This window comes from Achromobacter sp. 1L-A-4-B-C2 (assembly GCF_057291955.1).
The window spans coordinates 22728-43045 of sequence record NZ_JBXAWP010000004.1 but is presented as its reverse complement, the minus strand read 5'-3'; the positions used below and the strand labels follow the sequence as shown (position 1 = coordinate 43045).

Here is a 20318-nt window from a genome sequence, read left to right as displayed (position 1 = left end):
GGCTTAGGACTTGTTCAGCGGGCAGGCGGCCTGGGGCTTGGGGAACACGTCCTCGCCCTTGAGTACCGACTTCACGTTGTAGTAGTCCCACGGGGCCTTGGACTGCGCGGGCGTTTTCACCTGCAAGAGCAGCATGTCGTGCACCAGTGCGCCGTCCGCGCGCAGATGGCCGTTGCGGATCACGGCGTCGTTGATGGTCATCTCGCGCAGCTTGGCCATCACGGCGGGCGCGTCATCGGTGCCGGCGGCTTCGATCGCCTTCAGGTAGGACAGCGTGGCGGAATACACACCGGCCTGCGAGGCGGTCGGCATCTTCTTGGCTTTTTCGAAGAACTTCTTGGCCCATGCGCGCGAGGCGTCGTCATAGTCCCAGTAGAACGCTTCGGTCAGGTACATGCCCTGCGCCTTGGGCAGGCCCATGCTGTGCACGTCCGAGATATACGTCAGCAACGGCGCCACGATCTGCTTCTTGTTGATGCCGAATTCGTTCGCTTGCTTGACGGCGTTGACCGTGTCGTTGCCCGCGTTGGCCAGCGCGATCACGTCTGCCTTCGATGCCTGGGCTTTGAGCAGGAACGATGAAAAGTCGTTGCCGGGGAAGGGGTGGCGCGATACGCCCACGACCGTTCCGCCGTTTTCCTTGATGACTTCCGTCGCGTCCTTTTCCAGCGAATGGCCAAACGTGTAATCGGCCGTGATGAAGTACCAGGTCTTCTTGCCTTCTTGCACCAGCGCGCGCGCGGTGCCGGCGGCAAGCGCGTACGTGTTGGTGGTCCATTGCGCATTCAGCGGCGAACATTTTTCGCCCAGGATGGCGGTGGACAGGCCCGCCGAGGGCATCGTCACGCGGTTTTTCTGCTTGGCGATTTCCATCACGGCCAGCGCGGTGGATGCGGTGGGAAAGTCGGTGATCATGTCGACCTTGCCCTGGTCGAACCATTCGCGCGCCAAGTTGGCGGCGACGTCCGGCTTGTTCTGGTGGTCTGCCGCCACCACTTCCACCGGTTTGCCCAGCACCTTGTTGCCCATCTCTTCGGCGGCCAGGCGCGCGGCGATCACCGAGCCGTTACCGGCCAGGTCGGAATACACGCCGGACAGGTCGGTCAGCACACCCACCTTGACGACGTCATCGCTGATCTTGGCCTGCGCGTGGGCGGCGCCGGCGACACCCAGGGTTAGCAACGCTGCTGCAATTCGGTTCAATTTCATCTGACTACGCTCCGTGTAGGAAGGGGCACTGCGGTCGGAAGGAATACGGAAAAACCAATACGGCAAAACTTCAAATGCCCAGCAAGGTGTTCAGCTTGTCCTGCGATTGCTGGACGTCGGCACGGTCGATCACGGCAACCACCTGGCCGTGTTCGATGACGTAATGGCGGTCGGCCAGGTGCTGGGCGAAGCGGAAATTCTGTTCGACCAGCACGGTGGTGTAGCCGCGCTCTTTCAATTGCCGGATCACGCGGCCCAGCGACTGCACGATCACAGGCGCCAGTCCTTCGGTGATTTCGTCCAGCAACAGCAGGCGAGCACCGGAGCGCAGGATGCGCGCCATCGCCAGCATCTGCTGTTCGCCGCCTGACAGCCGCGTGCCGGGGCTTTGCGCACGCTCTTTCAGGTTAGGGAACATCGTGTAGATCTCTTCCACCGACATGCCGTCCGGCCCCACAGAGGGCAGCAGCATGAGGTTTTCCTCCGCGGTCAGTGACGCGTAGATGCCGCGCTCTTCAGGGCAATAACCGATGCCCCGGCGCGCGATCTTGTGAGTGGGCATGCCCACCGTTTCCTGGCCTTGCACCTTGATCGAGCCGCTGCGGCGGCCCACCAGGCCAAGGATGGCTTTCAGCGTCGAGCTGCGGCCCGCGCCGTTGCGGCCCAGCAGCGTCACGCATTCGCCGGGCTTCACGTCCAGGTCGATGCCATGCAGGATGTGCGATTCGCCATACCAGGCGTGCAGGTTGCGGATTTCAAGCAGGTTGCCGGACCCGCCGGCGTGGGCGTTATTCATCGTCGGCTCCCATGTAGGCCTCGCGCACCGCCGGGTTCATCGATACGGTGGCGTAGGGGCCTTCCGCCAGGATCTCGCCCCGTTGCAAGACGGTGATGGTGTCGGAGATGTCCGCCACCACTTTCATGTTGTGTTCGACCATCAGGATGGTGCGTCCCGCGGATACCTGCTTGATCAGGTGCTTGATGCGGTCCACGTCTTCGTGGCCCATGCCTTGCGTGGGTTCGTCCAGCAGCAGCAACTCGGGTTCAAGCGCCAGCGTGGTGGCGATTTCCAGGGTGCGCTTGCGGCCATACGGCAAGTCGCCCGCGGGCACCTCCAGATGCGTGCGCAGGCCGACCTGGTCCAGCAGTTCCTCGACGCGGTGGTGCAGGCTTTCCAGCGTGCGTTCCGACCGCCAGAAGCAGTAGTCCACGCCCAGCTTGCGCTGCAAGGCAACGCGCACGTTCTCGCGCACCGACAGTTGCGGAAATACGGCCGATATCTGGAACGATCGGACGATGCCCCGGCGCGCGGTCTGGGCGGGGCGCTCTGCCGTGATGTCGACGCCGTCGTACAGGATTTCGCCGCGCGTGGGGATGTGGAACTTGGTCAGCAAGTTGAAAAACGTGGTCTTGCCCGCCCCATTCGGGCCGATCAGCGCATGGATGGCGCCGCGCCGCACGTTCAGGTCGACGTTATTGACTGCCACGAAGCCGCGGAATTCCTTGGTCAGGCCACGGGTCTGAAGGATGATGTCGCTTTGCATGGTGTCCGATGAGCGTGCGTGGAGGCAGCCCCGGAACACCGCGCCGCGCGGCCTTCCGGGGATGGTGCTGCGGGCGGGTGGGGTGGCTTACGTCGACTGGTAGGCTTTGGGGCGCTTGGCTATCGCGGCCTGGATGATGGCGGTGCAGCGCTCGCGTTCCGCGCCGACCAGGGGCAGGCGCGGCTTGCGCACATGCTCGTTGCCGACGCCGGCCAGCGTTTCGGCCAGCTTGATGTTCTGCACCAGCTTGGTGGAAACGTCCAGGTGCAACAGCGGCGTGAACCATTGATACAGCGCCAACGCCTCTTGCCACTTGCCGGCTTTCATCAAGTCATACAGCGCCACGGTTTCGCGGGGGAATGCGGTCACCAAACCGGCCAGCAGCCCGTCTGCGCCCAGCGCCAGCGCCTCGAACGACAGGTCGTCCACGCCGATGAACAGCTGATAGCGCGTGCCCAGCGCATTGCGCAGGTCGGTCAGGCGGCGGATGTCGTCGCTGCTTTCCTTGATGGCGACCAGCCAGGGGCAGTCGGCCAGCTCGACCATGTGCTCGGGCTTCAGATCCACGCGGTAAGCAACCGGGTTGTTGTAGATCATGCAGGGCTTTTGCGCGGCTTCGGCCATGGTGCGGATGCTTTGCATCGCCTCGCGCGCGTCGGCGACGTAGATCAGCGAAGGCATCAGCATGAAACCGTCCACGCCGAGTTCGACTGCTGCCTTGATAAAGCGCACCGCTTCGCGGGTGCTGGTCTCGGACACGTTGGCGAGCACGGGAATGCGGCCCGCGCTGACTTCGACAGCGCAGCGCGTGACTTGGAGCTTTTCTTCCAGGGTAAGGGTGCTGGCTTCGCCCAGCGAGCCGCAGGTGACCAGACCGTGAACCCCGTTGTCGATCAAGAAGCCGAAATGCTTGCGCATGGCTTCGAAATCCAGCGATTCGTCGGCGTGGAACTTACTGGTTACGGCAGGATATACGCCCTGCCAACGCACGTTACTCAACTGGCTTCTCCTGAAGATGCCGTCGCTTCAAGGGGGAGCGGCGAACAGGAGAAAGTCTAATATCCGTTAAATATATTTAGTAGATATTTTTATATGGGAGTTTCCCGATAGCGGGTTTTCCCGGCGCGTCAGCCCGATTTGCGGGAGTAGGCGCGCGACGCGTCCTGCATGAAGGTTTTGACGGCCGCGTCGTATTGCGGGCCACTGCGGAAGGCGCCTGAGTGCGAAGCCCCTTCGATCTTGACCAGGCGCTTTAACTCGGGCGCCACGTTGCGCGCGGCGGCGAAGAGTTCGTCGCTCATGGTGTGCGGCACGACACGGTCGGCGGTGCCGTGCATGAACAGCATCGGCGTGTGCAACTGCGCCAGCTTTTGCACGGAATCGAAGGGCTGGGTGACCAGCAGCCCCGCGCCCGGGACCTTGCCCCAACGCAACGTGCCCAACATGGCGCCGATGCTGGTGAAGCTGGATTCCACGATCAGGCCCGCAAAGTCAGGTTGCTCGGGGCGCGCCGCCAGGTCGATGGCGATGGCGCCGCCCAGGCTATGGCCGTAGACGAAGCGGCGGGCGGGATCGGGTTGCAGACGGGCCAGCTCTTTCAAGCCGGCCATGGCGTCTTCCAACGCGCTTTCTTCCGACGGCAGGCGGGGGGTGGACGCGCCAAAGCCGCGATAGTCGATGGCCAGCACGGAATAGCCCATGCGGGTCCAACCATCGATGCGAAAAGCGCTGCCGTTCAGGTTCCAGCGCGCGCCGTGCAGATACAGCACGGTAGGCGCGCCCGCGCTGGGGCTTTGCCAATACCAGGTGCGAATCTTGTCGCCGTTGGCCAGCGCCAGGTCGTAGACCTTGGTGCCGGCGGCGGGTTCGCGCCACCAGGTCTGGGGCTCGGACTGCGGTGAAAAGATCGTCTGGCGTTGCCAGGAATCCAGCTGCGAGCAGCCGACCACGCTGGCGGCGGCCAGCACGGCGGCAATGAACAATCGGCGGGGGGAAAAGCGGGGCAGGGCGGGCATGGACGATATGACCCTGTCGGGCCGGCTGGGTTCCGCCGTCAGCATACTCCTGCACGTGTCGCGCCCGTCAATGAGAGGCTGCCCGAGGCTGCCGGCCGCCATCCCTGGCCGCGCCTGCTGTCGGGGCGGCCTCGGCTTAATGCATCAAATCCAGTGCCACCGGATACAGGGACGCCACCAGCAGCAGCGCCATGCCGACGTTGAACGCGCGTACGGCCCAGGGCTTGTGCAGCACGCGGCGCAGCGCCGTGCCGAAGGTCACCCACACGCCGATGCTGGGCAGGTTGACCACGCCGCACACCACGGTGGCGATGACCAGGTTGGCAAAGAATCCATTCTGAGGCGTGTAGGTGGCCACGACGCCCACCGCCATCACCCAGGCCTTGGGGTTGACCCATTGGAACGCGGCGGCTTGCAGGAACGTGAACGGTTTGCCGCGCGCTTCGCCATCTTCCATGTCGCCGGAATTGGCGATCTTCCAGGCCAGATACAGCAGGTAGGCCGCGCCGGCATATTTCAGCACCGTGTACAGCGCGGGTACCTGCTCGAACACCGACCCCAGGCCCACGCCCACCAGGAAGATCATCAAGGTGAACCCCAGGTTCACGCCCAGTAAATGCGGCAGGCTGCGGCGGAATCCAAAGTTCAGCCCCGACGAGGCCAGCATCACGTTGTTGGGCCCCGGCGTTATCGAGCTGACCAGCGCGAACAGCGCCAGCGGCCCCAACAGCGACGCGGAAGCCAGGGGCACGTCCGCCCAGTTGGTTGGGAACAGAGTCATTTTTTGGTCCTTACGATGGCGCGGCGTCCGCCGGCGATAACGGCGATCACGGTGGCGGCGAACACGAACGTCGACGCCTCCACGGATTCACCAAACAACAATGCGGCCGCCACGACAGTCAGGAACGGTTGCAACAACTGGACTTGCCCCACGCGGGCGATGCCGCCCACGGCCAAGCCGCGATACCACGCGAAGAACCCTAAAAACATAGATCCGAACGCCAGATACGCGCAAGCGGACACCACGGCCGCGCTGGGCCAGTGGGCCTGCGCCGCCATCCAGCCCACGGGCGCCGCTACCACCGGCGCGCTGATCGCCAGCGCCCAGCAGATGGTGCGCGATCCGCCCAGCGTACGCGCCGCGCGGCCGCCTTCGGCGTAACCCATGCCGCCTAGCACCACGGCAACCAGTAGCCACAGATAGCCGGTGGTCAACGTGCCGTTGCCCTGGCGCAGCGCATACACCGTGACCAGGGCCGCGCCGGCCGTGGCCCACGCCCAGAAGGCGGCCGACGGCCGCTCGCCACTGCGCAACGCGGCAAACGCGGCGGTCGACAGCGGCAGCAATCCATTGAACACCGCGCCCTGTGCGGACGGCACGGTCTGCATCGCCAGCGACGAGGCCAGCGGCCACCCCACCACTATGCCCAGCGCCGCCAGGATGACGCCCGGCCATTCCTGCCGCGTCGGCCGTCGGCTACGCGTGATCCACAGCAGGGCCACTGCCGGTACGGCCGCCACCAATGCGCGCCCCAGGCCCACCAGCAGCGGCGCCAGTTCCGCGACGGCCAGCCGCGTCATGGGCAGCGTCAACGAAAAGACCAGTACACCCAGGAACCCGTAGCCATAGCCTTCCCAGACAGGGGGTGGCGCGGCGGGCGCCGTCTGGGCCGAGGGGTAAAGCGCGGATCGGGACATGATGGTTGCCAAAAAAATTCTGAAAGGAACGGAAGCGTGGTTGCGGGCCGTTCGTATTGCTGTCACTCTACGCATAGTTATCGGTACAGTACCGGTACACTTTTGCATATCACTTTAATCACTGGCCTGGTCCAAATCCCATGACAGTTGCTCCGCCTCCCCCTCCTGCCTCTTCCCTGCCCTGGATGCCAGTGCGTCAGGCCGACACCTCGTTGGTCACGCAACTGGCCGATGGCCTGGCCCGCCGTATCGATGAACAGGGCCTGCGCCCGGGCACGCGCTTGCCTTCCATCCGCAAAATGGCCGAACAGTCGGGCGTCAGCCGCTTCACCGTGGTGGAAGCCTATGACCGCCTGGTCGCGCGCGGGCTGGTGCAGTCGCGACGCGGCGCGGGCTTCTTTGTGCGCGCACGCAGCGGCCCGCTGGCGGCGGTGGCCGCAGCGCCGGCCACGTCGCTGGCGCCGCCCGCGCGTATCGACATCGCCTGGTTATTGCGCAGCATGTTCCGCGAAACCAGTTCGCTGGGCATGCCGGGCGGGGCCGGTTTGCTGCCGGCTGACTGGCTGGACCCTGACATGGTGGCCGGCGCGGTGCGCGCGGTGGGTCGATCGGTGCGCGCGAATCTGGTCAGCTACGGGCACCCGCAAGGGTTCGCCCCGCTGCGCCAGCAGATCGCGGCGTCGCTGCAGAATGACGGCGTGCCTGCGCACCCCGAGCTGAATTTGCTGACCACGAACGGCGTCACGCACGGCCTGGACCTGATCGCCCGGCACTTCGTCAAACCGGGCGACACCGTATTGGTGGAAGACCCCGCGTGGTTCGTCATCTTTGGGCGCCTGGCGGCGTTTGGCGCGCGCCTGATCGGCGTGCCGCGCGGGCCGGACGGCCCCGACATCGCGCAACTGGAACAGCTTGCCGCCGAGCACAAGCCCAAGCTGTTCATCATCAACAGCGCCGTGCACAACCCCACCGGCCACACGCTGTCGGCCGGTGTGGCCTACGACATCCTGCGCATCGCCGAACGGCACGATTTCGTCATCGTCGAAGACGACACCTACGGTGAGCTGCATCCCGGCGGCGCGATGAAGCTGGCGGTGCTGGACCGGTTGAACCGCGTCATCCTGGTCAGCGGCTATTCCAAGATGCTGGCGGCCAGCCTGCGCGTCGGCTATGTGGCCGCCAACCCCGACATCCTGCAAAAGCTGGCCGACCTGAAAATGCTGGCCGGCCTGACGTCGCCGGAACTGGGTGAACGCGTGATCCACCGGGTGCTGATGGAAGGGCAATACCGCCGCCACATCGAGCGCGTGCGCGCCCGCGTGGACGAGGCTCGCCAGCGCTGCCTGAAAACGCTCTTGAAACTGGGCCTGACGGTGCCGCACGAACCGAACGCGGGCATGTTCGTCTGGGCCGATTGCGGCCGCGATAGCGAGGTGCTGGCGCGTGAAGCGGCTGACCAGGGGATGCTGCTGGCGCCGGGCACGCTGTTTTCACCGTCCCAGGCGCCGTCCACGATGCTGCGCTTTTCCGTGTCCATCGCGGACGACCGCCGGATCTGGACCCAATTGGAAAAACTGTTCGCTCAAAACGGCTCCTACAATCAATAATAGGCAGCTATCTATCTGAAGGAACCGCCATGTCCGCACCCATCAAACCCCTGACCGACAATTTTGCCGTTGCGCCGCAGCTCGGCCCTGACGACATGGCCGATGTCGCAGCCGCCGGCTACAAAAGCGTCATCATCAACCGCCCCGATTTCGAAGGCGGCCCCGATCAGCCCACGGCCGCCGACGTCTCCAAGGCCGCCGAAGCGGCCGGCCTGAAGATCGAATATCAGCCCGTGGTCGGCAGCGCCATGACGGTGTCCGACGTGGTCCGATTCGCCGAATTGCTCAAGACGCTGCCCGGTCCCGTGCTGGCCTACTGCCGCACCGGTACGCGCTGCACCAACTTGTACGCCGCCGCGCAGCAGCTGGGCAGCTGAACCCAATCTTGACGTGCATCAATGTCGCCGGGTTCCGTTGATGTGAACCAGGCGGCTTTTCCAGTAGCATAAAGATTCCTCTCAAACAGGAGCAGGCAAGATGTTCAAGAAGATCCTGATTCCCACCGACGGTTCGCCGCTGTCGGCCCAAGCCGCCAACGCGGGCATTTCGTTCGCCCGTTCGGTTGGCGCCGAAGTCGTCGCGCTGTACGTGACCCAGCCGTTCGCTGCCACCATCGGTTTCGACGGCATGGCCGCTGCGTACGCCATTACCGACGAAGACTACGAGAAGGCATCGGCCGAGCAAGCCGACAAGTACCTCAAGCAGATCACCGACCGCGCCGACACCGCCGGCGTCAAGTCCGAGGCGCGCGCCGTCTCCAACTTCAACGTTGCCGACGGCATCGTGCAAGCGGCGACCGACGCCGGTTGCGACCTGATCTTCATTGGCAGCCACGGCCGTAGCGGCCTGTCGCGCCTGCTGCTGGGCAGTGTCACGGCCAAGGTGCTGTCGCTGGCCACCACCGCCGTGCTGGTGTACCGCGTCAAGGAAGAAAAGAAGTAAGCGCGTAGCAGATAGCGCGCGCTTGTTTCTCGCCGCCGCGTCCTGCGCGGCGCGCCGAAGCCCCTCTACTACCCGAGGGGCTTTTTTTGTGCACGCGGGCAACGAAGCCGGGGCCGCGATGAGCGGGTGTCCCCGGACGAATCGTGAATCCTTATCGCGCGTAGTGGCAAAGCTTGAAAGTTGACGCGCCGCGCGTAATATTTACGCATCAGCGCGGGCGCGGTTACGCATTACCCCTACGAAACGCGGCATGGCGCCCGCCGCGGCAGCGCCCGGTCGGGCTTGCCGTACTGCCCAGTGGTTCCCTGCAAGGAAGAGGCCATGACCCGCAAGACGCGTATCGAGCTTTACCGCAATATCGGCATCAGCGCCCATATCGACGCGGGCAAAACGACGACCACCGAGCGCATCCTCTTCTATACCGGCATCACGCACAAAATCGGCGAAGTCCATGACGGCGCCGCCGTGATGGATTGGATGGAACAAGAGCAGGAACGCGGCATCACCATCACATCGGCTGCCACCACCGCCTTCTGGAAGGGCATGGCCGGCAATTATCCCGAACACCGCATCAACATCATCGACACGCCGGGCCACGTGGACTTCACCATCGAGGTGGAACGGTCCATGCGCGTGCTGGACGGCGCCGTCATGGTTTATGACGCAGTGGGCGGCGTGCAGCCGCAGTCGGAAACGGTCTGGCGTCAGGCCAACAAGTACAAGGTGCCGCGCCTGGCCTTCGTGAACAAGATGGATCGCGTGGGCGCGGATTTCCTGCGCGTGCAACGCCAGATCGCCGAACGCCTGAAAGGCGATGCGGTGCCGATCCAGCTGCCCGTGGGCGCCGAAGACCACTTCGAAGGCGTGATCGACCTGGTCAAGATGAAGGCCATCATCTGGGACGACGCCAGCCAGGGCGTGAAGTTCCAGTACGAAGACATCCCGCAGGCCATGCAGGCCGAGGCGCAGAAGTGGCACGACAAGATGGTGGAGAAGGCGGCCGAGGCCAATGAGACGCTGCTTGAAAAATACCTGTCCGGCGAGACCCTGACCGAAGAGGAAATCAAGCAGGGCCTGCGCGCGCGCACCATCGCCAACGAAATCGTGCCCATGCTCTGTGGCAGCGCCTTCAAGAACAAGGGCGTGCAGGCCATGCTGGACGCCGTGATCGACTACATGCCGTCGCCGGTGGATGTGCCCGCCATCAAGGGGCACGACGAGCGCGACCGTGAAATTGAACGCCATCCGGCTGATAACGAGCCGTTCTCGGCGCTGGCCTTCAAGATCATGACGGACCCGTTCGTTGGCCAACTGGTGTTCTTCCGCGTGTATTCGGGCGTGGTGAAGTCGGGCGACTCGGTCTACAACCCCATCAAGGGCAAGAAAGAACGCCTGGGCCGCATCTTGCAGATGCACGCCAACGAGCGGCGCGAAATCACCGAGGTGTACGCCGGCGACATCGCGGCGGCGGTGGGCATCAAGGACGTGACCACGGGCGACACGCTTAGCGATCCTGCCCACATCATCGTGCTGGAACGCATGATCTTCCCTGAACCCGTGATTTCGCAGGCGGTGGAACCCAAGACCAAGGCCGACCAGGAAAAGATGGGCATCGCCCTGAACCGGCTGGCGCAGGAAGACCCGTCGTTTCGCGTGCGCACCGACGAAGAATCTGGCCAGACCATCATTTCGGGCATGGGCGAACTGCACCTGGAAATTCTGGTTGATCGCATGAAACGCGAGTTCAACGTGGAAGCCACCGTGGGCAAGCCGCAGGTGGCTTACCGCGAAACCATCCGCAAGGCCTGCAACGAAGTCGAAGGCAAGTTCGTCAAGCAGTCGGGCGGGCGCGGCCAGTACGGCCACGTGGTGTTGAAGCTTGAACCGCAGGAACCCGGCAAGGGCTACGAGTTTGTCGACGCCATCAAGGGCGGCGTGGTGCCGCGCGAATTCATCCCGGCAGTCGACAAGGGCATCCGCGAATCGCTCAATGCCGGCGTGCTGGCGGGCTACCCCGTCGTGGACGTGAAGGCAACGCTGTTCTTCGGGTCGTACCACGACGTGGACTCGAACGAGAACGCGTTCAAGATGGCGGGCTCGATGGCGTTCAAGGAAGGCATGCGCCGTGCGGACCCGGTGCTGCTGGAACCCATGATGCAGGTCGAGGTGGAGACGCCCGAGGACTTCACCGGCAACGTGATGGGCGATCTGTCCTCGCGGCGCGGCATGGTGCAGGGCATGGAAGACATCGCGGGCGGGGGCGGCAAGGTGGTGCGCGCCGAGGTCCCGCTGGCCGAGATGTTTGGGTATTCCACGTCATTGCGTTCGCTGACGCAGGGGCGAGCCACCTACACGATGGAGTTCAAGCACTACGCCGAAGCACCGCGTCAGGTAGCGCAGGAGATCATCGCGGCCCAGGGCGCCGGCCGCTGACGCGGACGGGGCGACGCGCGCAGGGGCGTGGCGCGCGCCCGGGGCGTTGGTTTTGCGCCGGCCAAACCAGGCCGGCGCGAACGGCTGCCGCTTTCAGCCGCCGATGAATTCCTGAATGGCGTTGTTGAACACGCGCGGGTTGCCCAGGTTCATGCCATGGGACGAGCCCACCACCGTTACGCGGTGCGCGTGCGGCAGCCATTCGGACAAGGCGTCCAGGACAGCCGGATAGGGGGCGGGGCTTAACGCCCCACCGATCAGCAGCGTGGGCATCTTCAGGGTGCCGATCTGCTGTGGCGTCAGCGCTCCCGGCCTTTCGTCGGCCTGGCCAAACAGCGTGCCGACGTTGTCGCGCACCATCTCCTTGAACCACGGCACCATGCGCTGCCACGTGTTCGGCCCCGTTACCGTGTCCACGAACAGGGCCAGCCCTTCTTCGACGTCGCCTTGGCGGATCAGCGCCAATGCGCGTTGGCGAAAGCCGCCGCGCGCATCGTCGCCGCCGGGCGGGGGCAAGCCGGGGTCGGCCAGCGTCAGGCTGCGCACCGCATCGGGCATGGCCAATGCCGCTTCCAGCGCGACGCGGCCGCCGCGCGAATGGCCCACCAGATGGGCGGGTCCGCCCGCCACGGTATCGATAAATTCCAGCACGTCGGCGGCGTGTTGCTCAATCGAAAAGCCGTCGCCTTCACCGTCCCAGCTTTCCGGCCAATAGCGGCGCAGACATACCGCCAGCACGCGAAACGATTTGCCCAGCGGTGCCATTTGCGACTTCCAGTAGCGGCAGTCGGACAGCGACCCGTGCACCAGCACCAGCGGCACGCCGCTGCCGTACTCGGTGTAGGACATGGCGTAGCCGCCGATCAAGGCGGTTTGCAGCGGAAGAACGGGTTCGGAACGCATGAGGGGCATAAATGGAAAAGCCAGGTCCGCATTCTAGCGTGGGCCGTGGCAAGGTCCCGCGCCAACGTCCGGCTACGCGCTGGAACGCCCGTGCACGCCCCGGGGGCGCCGCTGATAAACTCGTCATCGGCATTGAACAAGGCAGCGTCCGCAGCGCTGCCGCCCGTCTTTCATGGAGTCCGCACGATGTCCCCCGAATCGCTTGCCGCGTTGCCCGAATCCGCCCAGCGTGTTGCCCGCCTGTTATTGGAAATCGGCCATGACAAGCCGGTGGTGGTCCTGCCGCAATCCGGCAGGACGTCGGCCGAGGCGGCGCAGGGCCTGGGTTGCGAGGTGGCGCAGATTGCCAAGTCCATCATTTTCCGACGCGCGTCCGACAACGCGCCGGTGCTGGTCATCGCCAGCGGCGCTAATCGCGTGGACGAAGCGAAGGTGGCCGAACAGGTCGGCGCGTTGGCCAAGGCCGATGCCAAGTTCGTTCGCGACATGACGGGCTACGCCATTGGCGGCGTGTGCCCCATCGGGCATGCCGTCAAGCCGGTCATGCTGCTGGACGCGGATTTATTCAATTACGACAGCCTCTGGGCCGCCGCCGGCCACCCGCACGCCGTCTTCAACCTGACGCCCAAGCAGCTCGCCGACATGACGGGCGCGCCGGTGGTCGATGTGGCCCAACGCGCCTGAGCGCGCCTTAACGCGTCCACGGCGGGCTAACGGGGGCGTTCGTTAAGCCCGTCGATCAGCACTTGGCGTAGCCCGCGCGAACACGCTTCGACACGGCCTTGCACGCCATACACCGCCGCCAGGGATTCGGGCGTGATCACGTCGGCAGGCGCGCCTTGCGCGTGCAGTCGTCCGTGCTGGATCATCACCGCGCGATCTGCGTGCTGCAAAGCCACGTTCAGGTCGTGCAGCACGATAACGCTGATCAGCCCGTGTTCCTGGGTTTCTTGTTTGAGCAGCCGCATCACGTGAAACTGGTAATTCAGGTCCAGCGCGGACAGGGGCTCGTCCAGCAGCAGAACGCGCGGCTGGCGGATCAGCGCTTGCGCCAATCCCACCAGTTGCTTCTGGCCACCCGACAGCGCGTCCAGGTAATGCAGCGCAAGGTGGGCTATGCCCAGCCGCGCCAGCAGGCGGTCGATATCCGACAATTGCAGCGGCGGCGCCAGGGCGTCGCGGCTGGCCCTGGCCGCCACCAGCACCGATTCAAACACCCGCAGGTGCACGGCGGCCGGCAGGCTTTGCGGCAGATACACCATGTGGCGGGCGCGTTCGCCCACGCCCAGGCGGGTCATGTCCTGGCCATCCAGCATGACGCTGCCGCCGCGAGTGCGAACCAGCCCTGCCAATGCCTTGAGCAGGGTGGACTTGCCGCTGCCGTTCGGCCCGAGCAGGGCGGTGACTTCGCCCGCCACCAGCGACGGGATGGACAGCCCATGCAGGACGTCCTCGCGGCTATAGCCCGCGTTCAGATCGTGTACGTCCAGGGCGGCTTGCCGCGTCATGGCAGTTGTCGGCGCAACACGACCGCCACGAAAAAAGGAATGCCGACCAGCGCCGTCACAATGCCAACCGGCACGACGACGCCTGGCATCAGGTTTTTGGAAACGACGGAAGCCAGCGACAGAATCAGCCCGCCCACCAGCGCGCTGCCGGGCAGGTAAAAGCGGTGATCTTCGCCGAACAGCCGGCGTGCGATGTGCGGCGCGACCAGGCCGATGAAACCAATGGTGCCCACGAATGCCACCGCCAGCGCAGACAGCAGGCTGACACGCGCCAGCGCGGCAACCCGGACGCGGCGTACGTCCACGCCAAAGCTGGCCGCGCGATCTTCACCTAGCCGCAGCGCCGTCAGTTTCCACGACTGGCGCATTGCCAGGGGCATGGCCACGGCGACGGCCAGGGCCAGCACGCCGGCCGTTGTCCAGTTGGAGCGGGACAGGCTGCCCATGGTCCAGAAGACCAGGCTTTGCAGGGCCTCGGCGCTGGCCAGGAATTGCACCAGCGACACCAGGGCGTTGAACGAGAACACCATGGCGATGCCGAACAGCACCACCCCCGAGGTGTTCATGCCGCTCCAGCGCGCCACGACGTCCAGCAACAAAGCCGCAAACATCGCAAACAGAAAAGCGTTGCCGGCGATCAGCCAGGCGTCCGGAATGCCGGGCACGCCAAGCTGCAACACGATGGCCAGCGACGCGCCGAACGCCGCGGCAGACGAGACGCCCAGCGTGAAAGGGCTGGCCAGCGGGTTGTTCAAGATGGTCTGCATTTCGGCCCCGGCCAAACCCAGCGCCATGCCGACCAGCGCGGCCATCAGCGCGGAGGGCAGGCGTATGTCCCAGACAATGACGCGTACCGTCGCATCCGCCGACGCGGGCGTGGTCAGGGTCAGCCATAGCTCGCGCCATGGCAGGCCCGACGGGCCGATGGTGAAGTCAATCAGCAGCGCAATGAAAATCGCCGCCAGCAGCAGGGCGATAAGCCCCGCGCGGCGGCGCACGATGCGCCGATAGGCGCTGACCGCGCTTGCGGCGTTTGGCATTACTGCAGCAGTTGGAGGCGGCTCTTGGCCGTGCTGGCGGCTTGGGCGTTGGGGTAGTCGCGCACGATGCGTTGCAAGGTGGCCTTGGCGCCCGCGCGGTTGTTCAGTTCGATCTGACCGCCCGCGATGATGAGCAAGGCGTCAGGGGCGCGCGCGTTGTCGGGCGACTTCTGGACCATGGCGGTCAACTGTTCGATGGCGCCCTTGAAGTCTTTCATGCCGTAGCGGCTGCTTCCCAGGTAGAACTGCGCGCTGGGGGCCAGTTGGCTGTTCGGGTACAGGGCCGTGAAAGCGGCCAGCGATTCGGCGGCTTCTTTGTATTGGCCCTTGCGGAACAGGTCCATGGCGCCGTCATAGGCGGCTTGTTCCTGCGGATCGCCGGCGGCGGTGCCCGGCGGGTTGGTGCCGCTGGGGGCGCCCGGCTTGGCGCTGGGCTGCTGGCGCGACACCAATTCGAGCTGGTCGCGCAGTTGGGCGACCTCTTGCTGCAGGGATTGAATCTGATCAGCCAGTTGCAGCTTGGCCCGTTGGCTTTGCTCGTTCTGCTGCTGCACCTGCTGGCGCAAATCCAGGATGGCCTTGCGGGCCTCATCGTCGGAAAAAGCGTGGGCGGGCGCCGCCAATGCCGCAAGCACAAGGCCGGAGGCCACAATCAGAGGACGCAGGGACAGAACTTTATCGCGCATGAATATTCCCGGGTATAAAAACAAACGTCGGGACGGCCGGCTGACCGTCCCGACGCGTGGTAGGGCTCTTTGACTTAAGCGAAAAGCTTAACGCAGATAGTTGATATCGGCGCGGCGGTTTTCAGCAAAGTCGGCTTCCGACGTACCCGTCGACTTCGGCTTTTCTTTGCCGAAGCTGATGGTTTCGATCTGGTTGTCGCTGACGCCCAGCAGGGTCATCATGCGACGCACGGCGTCTGCACGACGCTGGCCCAGGGCCAGGTTGTACTCAGCACCGCCGCGTTCGTCGGTGTTGCCTTCGATCTTGACCTTCTGCTGCTGGTGCGAAGCCAGGTAGCGGGCGTGGGTTTCGACCAAGCCGCGGTACTGGTCCGACACGGTGTAGCTGTCGAAATCAAAGTACACCGAGCGCTGTTGCGCCAGGATGCTTTGGGGGTTAAAGGGATCAAGGATTTGGCCAGAGGCCGAAGATCCTTGGCCAGCGCCTCCGCCCTGACCCGCTTTATCGTCGAGAGGGACGGAGCTGCAAGCTGCCAGAGTGGCAGCCAGAGCGGCAATGGTCAGGCTTTTGGCAATGCGCGACTTCATGATAGTTCCTTTGCAAAGAGAGTCACACGTGTTATCGGGTAAATGGGCCCCAAGTCGGTTCACGTATTTCCCCGTTCAGTACCGAAAGCGTCTGCCGTACGCGGCCATCGCTCGAAACACCCGCAAGTACGCTACGTCCATTTTGGATGGCGGCGTAAAGGACTTGCATGCCATTCGGCGCGAAACTTGGCGACTGATCGTCACGACCATCAGTGATCAAGGATTCGGAGCCTGAGGACAGGTTCAACGACGCGATTCGAAACGCGCCGTCGCGTCTTGCAACGTACAGCAGCGTCGATCCATCGGGGGAAATTCGGGGTGATATGTTGTAACCACCATTAAACGTGAGGCGGCGAGCTTCGCCACCTGTCGAGCCGGTCTGATAGATTTGCGGCCCGCCGCTGCGGTCACTCGTAAAGATAATGGAAGCACCGTCTGGCGTAAAGGTCGGTTCAGTGTCAATCCCGGGAGAACGCGTAACTCGCGTGGGATTGGCGCCATCCGACGCTCCAACGATGTAAATTTGCGACAAACCATCGCGCGTCAGGGCCACGGCCAGCTTGGAGCCGTCAGGCGACCACGCGGGGGCGCTGTTGTTGCCCTTGAAGTTCGCCACCGGTACGCGGGCGCTGGTAGCCAGCGTGTGCACGTATACGACGGGCTTGCCGGACTCGAAGCTCACGTAGGCCAGCTTGGCGCCGTCAGGCGACCACGAGGGCGAAATGATGGGCTCGCGCGAGCGCAGCGCAACTTGCGGGTTCTGCCCGTCGGCGTCGGCCACTTGCAGTTCGTAGGTGGCACCCTTCTTCAGCACGTAGGCGATGCGGGTCGAGAACACGCCGCGAACGCCGGTGATCTTTTCGTAGATGCGGTCAGCGATCTGGTGAGCGACGCGGCGCAGTTCCTGCTCCGTGCCCGAAAATGCCACGCCATCCAGCTGACCTTTCTTGACCGTATCGGCCAGGCGGTAGCGGACGTCGTAGCGGCCATCGGCGCCACGGGTGATGCTGCCATATGCCAGGAAGTCGGCGCCTTTGCCGCGCCAGTCGTCATGGGCGATGGGGGAATCAACATTCAGGCCGGAGCCCGCGGCGTTGATCAGGCGGAACTGGCCCGTGCGGGTCAGGTCGGCGCGGATCACTTCGGCCAGGGCGCGGCCGTGGGTGTCGTCAACGGCAAAGTCGGCGATCGCTACCGGATATTGCGTGGCGCCGGTGCCGGAAATATCGACACGCAGTTGCGCATGGGCGGGCTTGGCGGCCATCAGGCACAGCGCAAGCATCAGCAAACCGAGCCCATACGATCGCCAGAGAGCGAGGAGGGAACCTCGTCGGCTATAAGCGGGAGTCATATTCATCAATCTCCTGTCAATCATACATTTTGTGCACTACGTCAATGAACTTGTCGTAGCCGCCCGTGGAGGGCTTGGGGAAGGGGTTGCAGCGGCGGATACCGGTTTCGACCGCGCGGTCGAATGCCGGGTTGCCCGAAGAATCGGTCAGGGTCACGCCGTTAACCTTCCCGTCAGTGCCTAACTGTACCCGGTATTGTGCGGTCGGATTGGCCGAGCCGTTGCGCGGCGGGGGCTGGTAAGCCACGCCGGGAAGGATGCAGGCGCGGACCTTGGCGGCGTAGCCATTGTCGCGTCCGCCGCCCGCCTGGTTGCGGTCTGCCGTGCCGCCGGGAATGCCGGCAGCGCCCAGCGCGTCGTTGCGGAATGCATCCTTGAGCGCCTTGTCGGCAGCTGCCTTCTTGGCGGCGGCGGCTTTCTCGGCAGCGGCCTTTTCGGCAGCGGCTTTGTCAGCGGCCGCCTTTTCGGCAGCAGCCTTGTCGGCAGCAGCCTTTTCAGCGGCAGCCTTCTTGGCGGCGTCTTCCTTGGCCTTTTTCTCGGCGGCAGCCTTGTCGGCAGCGGCCTTTTCAGCAGCTTTCTCGGCAGCAGCCTTGTCGGCCGCGGCCTTTTCAGCGGCCGCCTTCTCGGCAGCGGCCTTCTCAGCCGCCTGGCGTTCTTGCTCCAGGCGCTTCTTTTCTTTCAGTTCTGCCTGCTTGCGCTCTTCTTCAAGGCGCGCCTTTTCCTTGGCCTCAGCAGCCTGCTTTGCCTTTTCTTCCTGCTCGCGCTTTTTCTTGGCTTCCTGGATGGCGATCTCGGGATCGACTTCCTCGGTCTTGGGCTGAGCCGCGGGCTCGGGCTTCGGAGGAGGGGGAGGCGGGGGAGGGGGCGGCGGCTCGGGCGCCTTTTCGGGCTCGGGCTTGGGCTCGGGTTTAGGCTGCGGCTTGGGCTGTTCGGGTTGCGGCGTGGGCGGCGGGGCGACGGGCGAATTGCCGTCGGCCCAGAGCTGGACTTCGACGGGGCCGGGGGCCTCCGTGCGCCAGTTCACGCCAAAAATCAGGGCGACGAGCAGCAGCAAGTGCACCGCCACGGCCAGAATGAGCGCATTCCGGTTGTCGTTGTTGGGCGGGGTGGCCGGTGGGCCGCTGCGGTGTCGAATAATGGGTGGCGTCATGGGCGTTGCATGCCGGCAAAGCCGGCGGAAGGCGGCGCGTTAGCGTTTTTTCGCGGATGCGGGCTGGGACGTGCCTGCGGCGGACTGGTCCACCAGCAAGCCCAGGCGGGTGATGCCGTTGGTGCGTAGCTCGTCCATCACCTTGACGACCGTCTCATAGGGCACCTTGCCGTCGGCGGCGATCACCACCGGCGTTTCCGCGGTAATACGCGAACGCACCTGCGCCACGAGCTCGGGGCGGGCGATGTCTTGCATCGTCGCGCCGGGCTCGCGCATGCGCAGCGCGATCTTGCCGTCTTCAGAGATCTGCACTTCCAGCGGCTTGACCGGCACATCCGAGGCCGCGCCAACGGAAGGCAGCTGGATCAGCCCGGGCGTGATCAGCGGAGCGGTCACCATGAAGATGACCAGCAGCACCAGCATCACGTCGATGTACGGCACCACGTTGATGTCGGCCTTCATGCGGCGGCCGGACCTGCCGCGTGAGCTTACCGAGGGCATTAGCGCACCTGCCGTTGCAGAATGTTCAGGAATTCGTCGACGAAGCTATCGAAACGGATCGAGATGCGGTCGATGTCGTTCGTGAAGCGGTTGTAGGCGACCACGGCGGGAATGGCGGCAAACAGGCCGATGGCGGTAGCGATCAGCGCTTCGGCGATGCCGGGAGCCACCGAAGCCAGCGTGGCTTGCTGCATGTTCGACAGGCCGATGAAGGCGTGCATGATGCCCCAGACCGTACCCAGCAGGCCAATGTAAGGCGACACCGAACCGGCCGAGGCCAGGAAGTTCAGGTGCGATTCCAGCGCGTCCATTTCGCGCTGGTAGGCGGCGCGCATGGCGCGGCGCGGGCCGTCCAGCAATGCGGTGGCGTCGCCGGCCGAATTGCCGCGGCGCGCTTTCAGGAATTCGGTCATGCCGGCATCGAAGATGCGGGCCAGGGCGCCTTGTTCGTCGCGGCGCGACGCCACGGCCTGTTGCAGCATGGACAAGTCGCCGCCCGACCAGAAGTCGTCTTCAAAACGGCGGGTTTGGGTATGGGCCCGCTTGATGGCAAGGCGCTTGGCGAAAATGTACGTCCAGGACATGATCGAAATGCCCAACAGCATCAACATGATCAGCTGGACCGGCACGCTGGCGTGCGAAATCAGCGAAAGCAACGACATGTCGTTGGTGACTTGCATGGTTATTCCTGAATGAATTCCAGTTTTGCGCGAACGGCGGCTGGCAACTCTGCCGGCCGCATGTGAATGGCGTCGACACAGCAGACTTGGATGTTGCCTTCGGCAAGCAGTTCCCCGTCGCGTTCCGCGCGCTGCGCGAAGTGTATCGAAGCGCGGCCGAGTTTGGTGATTCGGCTGCGTATGGTAAGCAAATCGTCCAGTTTGGCCGGTTTCCGGTAGGACATGTCCAAGGAGCGGACAACGAATAAGCGTTGTTCGTCAACGGCCAGCCCGGACTGGTTGACTCCCAGGGCGCGCAGCCACTCCGTGCGGGCGCGCTCCAGGAATTTCAAGTAGTTGGCGTAGAAAACCACCCCGCCCGCATCCGTGTCTTCGTAATAGACACGGACTTGCAGCAGGGATTCGTTGGACTTCGGATCGGTCACGGTGCGGGTAGGCAATGAAGCGGGTCGGGACGCGGTAA

General features: G+C 64.4%; 22 protein-coding genes. 5 read left to right on the top strand and 17 right to left on the bottom strand.

Features of this window, described 5'->3' with window-relative positions; genetic code table 11:
- Positions 1 to 3: 3 nt before the first annotated feature.
- The 7 genes from AC0Z35_RS18850 to AC0Z35_RS18820 form a co-directional block, all read right to left on the bottom strand.
- A complete protein-coding gene (locus AC0Z35_RS18850; RefSeq protein ID WP_104145138.1) occupies positions 4 to 1209 on the bottom strand; it encodes an ABC transporter substrate-binding protein in 1206 nt (401 codons plus the stop codon).
- Between the two features lie 70 nt (positions 1210 to 1279).
- Entirely contained in the window at positions 1280 to 2005 is a 726-nt protein-coding gene (locus AC0Z35_RS18845) for an ABC transporter ATP-binding protein (protein WP_104145137.1), read from the bottom strand.
- The gene (locus AC0Z35_RS18840; RefSeq protein WP_120153798.1) at positions 1998 to 2753 is read right to left on the bottom strand and encodes an ABC transporter ATP-binding protein; all 756 of its coding nucleotides are present in this window, start codon (positions 2751 to 2753) and stop codon (positions 1998 to 2000) included. The genes AC0Z35_RS18845 and AC0Z35_RS18840 overlap by 8 nt, the downstream gene beginning before the upstream one ends.
- An 87-nt stretch (positions 2754 to 2840) precedes the next feature.
- Positions 2841 to 3752: a dihydrodipicolinate synthase family protein gene (locus AC0Z35_RS18835; RefSeq protein ID WP_046806151.1), complete on the bottom strand. Its 912-nt coding sequence runs from the start codon at positions 3750 to 3752 to the stop codon at positions 2841 to 2843.
- 128 nt (positions 3753 to 3880) lie between these two features.
- Positions 3881 to 4768, bottom strand: a complete 888-nt coding sequence (locus tag AC0Z35_RS18830; RefSeq protein WP_046806172.1) for an alpha/beta hydrolase — start codon at positions 4766 to 4768, stop codon at positions 3881 to 3883.
- Between the two features lie 136 nt (positions 4769 to 4904).
- Complete coding sequence (locus AC0Z35_RS18825; protein ID WP_485132506.1) at positions 4905 to 5549, bottom strand: LysE family translocator; 645 nt, start codon at positions 5547 to 5549, stop codon at positions 4905 to 4907.
- Complete coding sequence (locus AC0Z35_RS18820; RefSeq protein WP_046806153.1) at positions 5546 to 6466, bottom strand: DMT family transporter; 921 nt, start codon at positions 6464 to 6466, stop codon at positions 5546 to 5548. The genes AC0Z35_RS18825 and AC0Z35_RS18820 overlap by 4 nt, the downstream gene beginning before the upstream one ends.
- Before the next feature lie 191 nt (positions 6467 to 6657).
- On the opposite strand from AC0Z35_RS18820, the gene AC0Z35_RS18815 reads away from it, so the two are divergent.
- The 4 genes from AC0Z35_RS18815 (at position 6658) to fusA (ending at position 11448) form a co-directional block, all read left to right on the top strand.
- The gene (locus AC0Z35_RS18815) at positions 6658 to 8073 is read left to right on the top strand and encodes an aminotransferase-like domain-containing protein (RefSeq protein WP_485132505.1); all 1416 of its coding nucleotides are present in this window, start codon (positions 6658 to 6660) and stop codon (positions 8071 to 8073) included.
- Positions 8074 to 8102: 29 nt separating this feature from the next.
- Complete coding sequence (locus AC0Z35_RS18810) at positions 8103 to 8450, top strand: protein tyrosine phosphatase family protein (protein WP_046806155.1); 348 nt, start codon at positions 8103 to 8105, stop codon at positions 8448 to 8450.
- A gap of 100 nt (positions 8451 to 8550) precedes the next feature.
- Positions 8551 to 9015 (top strand): universal stress protein, encoded by a 465-nt coding sequence (locus AC0Z35_RS18805; RefSeq protein ID WP_046806156.1) that lies wholly within the window; start codon positions 8551 to 8553, stop codon positions 9013 to 9015.
- A gap of 321 nt (positions 9016 to 9336) precedes the next feature.
- Positions 9337 to 11448 (top strand): elongation factor G, encoded by a 2112-nt coding sequence (gene fusA, locus AC0Z35_RS18800; RefSeq protein ID WP_485132504.1) that lies wholly within the window; start codon positions 9337 to 9339, stop codon positions 11446 to 11448.
- 93 nt (positions 11449 to 11541) lie between these two features.
- Here fusA and AC0Z35_RS18795 read toward each other — a convergent pair whose 3' ends face one another.
- Positions 11542 to 12351, bottom strand: coding sequence for an alpha/beta fold hydrolase (locus tag AC0Z35_RS18795; protein WP_485132713.1), 810 nt, complete (start codon positions 12349 to 12351; stop codon positions 11542 to 11544).
- Between the two features lie 186 nt (positions 12352 to 12537).
- On the opposite strand from AC0Z35_RS18795, the gene AC0Z35_RS18790 reads away from it, so the two are divergent.
- A complete protein-coding gene (locus tag AC0Z35_RS18790; protein ID WP_046806159.1) occupies positions 12538 to 13035 on the top strand; it encodes a YbaK/EbsC family protein in 498 nt (165 codons plus the stop codon).
- A gap of 26 nt (positions 13036 to 13061) precedes the next feature.
- Here the strand turns inward: AC0Z35_RS18790 and AC0Z35_RS18785 are convergent, their stop codons facing one another.
- The 9 genes from AC0Z35_RS18785 to ybgC form a co-directional block, all read right to left on the bottom strand.
- Positions 13062 to 13859, bottom strand: a complete 798-nt coding sequence (locus AC0Z35_RS18785; protein ID WP_219991685.1) for an ABC transporter ATP-binding protein — start codon at positions 13857 to 13859, stop codon at positions 13062 to 13064.
- On the bottom strand, positions 13856 to 14899 hold the full coding sequence (locus AC0Z35_RS18780) for a FecCD family ABC transporter permease (protein WP_104145134.1): 1044 nt from the start codon (positions 14897 to 14899) through the stop codon (positions 13856 to 13858). Before AC0Z35_RS18780 ends, AC0Z35_RS18785 begins: the two co-directional genes overlap by 4 nt.
- Positions 14899 to 15585 carry a tol-pal system protein YbgF gene (gene ybgF, locus AC0Z35_RS18775; RefSeq protein ID WP_046806162.1) on the bottom strand — a complete coding sequence of 229 codons (687 nt, stop codon included), beginning with the start codon at positions 15583 to 15585 and terminating at the stop codon, positions 14899 to 14901. The genes AC0Z35_RS18780 and ybgF overlap by 1 nt, the downstream gene beginning before the upstream one ends.
- Positions 15586 to 15672: 87 nt before the next feature.
- Positions 15673 to 16173 carry a peptidoglycan-associated lipoprotein Pal gene (gene pal, locus AC0Z35_RS18770; RefSeq protein ID WP_006217420.1) on the bottom strand — a complete coding sequence of 167 codons (501 nt, stop codon included), beginning with the start codon at positions 16171 to 16173 and terminating at the stop codon, positions 15673 to 15675.
- Between the two features lie 31 nt (positions 16174 to 16204).
- A complete protein-coding gene (gene tolB, locus AC0Z35_RS18765; protein ID WP_104145209.1) occupies positions 16205 to 17524 on the bottom strand; it encodes a Tol-Pal system beta propeller repeat protein TolB in 1320 nt (439 codons plus the stop codon).
- A 16-nt stretch (positions 17525 to 17540) separates the two neighbouring features.
- The gene (gene tolA / locus AC0Z35_RS18760) at positions 17541 to 18674 is read right to left on the bottom strand and encodes a cell envelope integrity protein TolA (RefSeq protein WP_219991686.1); all 1134 of its coding nucleotides are present in this window, start codon (positions 18672 to 18674) and stop codon (positions 17541 to 17543) included.
- A gap of 39 nt (positions 18675 to 18713) precedes the next feature.
- On the bottom strand, positions 18714 to 19175 hold the full coding sequence (locus tag AC0Z35_RS18755; protein ID WP_039882755.1) for an ExbD/TolR family protein: 462 nt from the start codon (positions 19173 to 19175) through the stop codon (positions 18714 to 18716).
- Positions 19175 to 19855 carry a protein TolQ gene (gene tolQ / locus AC0Z35_RS18750; protein ID WP_046807611.1) on the bottom strand — a complete coding sequence of 227 codons (681 nt, stop codon included), beginning with the start codon at positions 19853 to 19855 and terminating at the stop codon, positions 19175 to 19177. Before tolQ ends, AC0Z35_RS18755 begins: the two co-directional genes overlap by 1 nt.
- 2 nt (positions 19856 to 19857) lie before the next feature.
- Positions 19858 to 20280, bottom strand: coding sequence for a tol-pal system-associated acyl-CoA thioesterase (ybgC, locus tag AC0Z35_RS18745; protein ID WP_046807629.1), 423 nt, complete (start codon positions 20278 to 20280; stop codon positions 19858 to 19860).
- Positions 20281 to 20318 lie beyond the last annotated feature (38 nt).

Coding starts and splice junctions, on each gene's coding strand:
- AC0Z35_RS18805 (WP_046806156.1), top strand. CDS start 8,551: ATGTTCAAGAAGATCCTGATTCCCACCGACGGTTCGCCGCTGTCGGCC.
- AC0Z35_RS18845 (WP_104145137.1), bottom strand. CDS start 2,005: ATGAATAACGCCCACGCCGGCGGGTCCGGCAACCTGCTTGAAATCCGC.
- AC0Z35_RS18830 (WP_046806172.1), bottom strand. CDS start 4,768: ATGCCCGCCCTGCCCCGCTTTTCCCCCCGCCGATTGTTCATTGCCGCC.
- AC0Z35_RS18790 (WP_046806159.1), top strand. CDS start 12,538: ATGTCCCCCGAATCGCTTGCCGCGTTGCCCGAATCCGCCCAGCGTGTT.
- pal (WP_006217420.1), bottom strand. CDS start 16,173: ATGAAGTCGCGCATTGCCAAAAGCCTGACCATTGCCGCTCTGGCTGCC.
- AC0Z35_RS18780 (WP_104145134.1), bottom strand. CDS start 14,899: ATGCCAAACGCCGCAAGCGCGGTCAGCGCCTATCGGCGCATCGTGCGC.
- tolA (WP_219991686.1), bottom strand. CDS start 18,674: ATGACGCCACCCATTATTCGACACCGCAGCGGCCCACCGGCCACCCCG.
- ybgF (WP_046806162.1), bottom strand. CDS start 15,585: ATGCGCGATAAAGTTCTGTCCCTGCGTCCTCTGATTGTGGCCTCCGGC.
- AC0Z35_RS18825 (WP_485132506.1), bottom strand. CDS start 5,549: ATGACTCTGTTCCCAACCAACTGGGCGGACGTGCCCCTGGCTTCCGCG.
- AC0Z35_RS18795 (WP_485132713.1), bottom strand. CDS start 12,351: ATGCGTTCCGAACCCGTTCTTCCGCTGCAAACCGCCTTGATCGGCGGC.
- AC0Z35_RS18820 (WP_046806153.1), bottom strand. CDS start 6,466: ATGTCCCGATCCGCGCTTTACCCCTCGGCCCAGACGGCGCCCGCCGCG.
- tolB (WP_104145209.1), bottom strand. CDS start 17,524: ATGACTCCCGCTTATAGCCGACGAGGTTCCCTCCTCGCTCTCTGGCGA.
- AC0Z35_RS18785 (WP_219991685.1), bottom strand. CDS start 13,859: ATGACGCGGCAAGCCGCCCTGGACGTACACGATCTGAACGCGGGCTAT.
- AC0Z35_RS18810 (WP_046806155.1), top strand. CDS start 8,103: ATGTCCGCACCCATCAAACCCCTGACCGACAATTTTGCCGTTGCGCCG.
- tolQ (WP_046807611.1), bottom strand. CDS start 19,855: ATGCAAGTCACCAACGACATGTCGTTGCTTTCGCTGATTTCGCACGCC.
- AC0Z35_RS18850 (WP_104145138.1), bottom strand. CDS start 1,209: ATGAAATTGAACCGAATTGCAGCAGCGTTGCTAACCCTGGGTGTCGCC.
- AC0Z35_RS18755 (WP_039882755.1), bottom strand. CDS start 19,175: ATGCCCTCGGTAAGCTCACGCGGCAGGTCCGGCCGCCGCATGAAGGCC.
- AC0Z35_RS18840 (WP_120153798.1), bottom strand. CDS start 2,753: ATGCAAAGCGACATCATCCTTCAGACCCGTGGCCTGACCAAGGAATTC.
- fusA (WP_485132504.1), top strand. CDS start 9,337: ATGACCCGCAAGACGCGTATCGAGCTTTACCGCAATATCGGCATCAGC.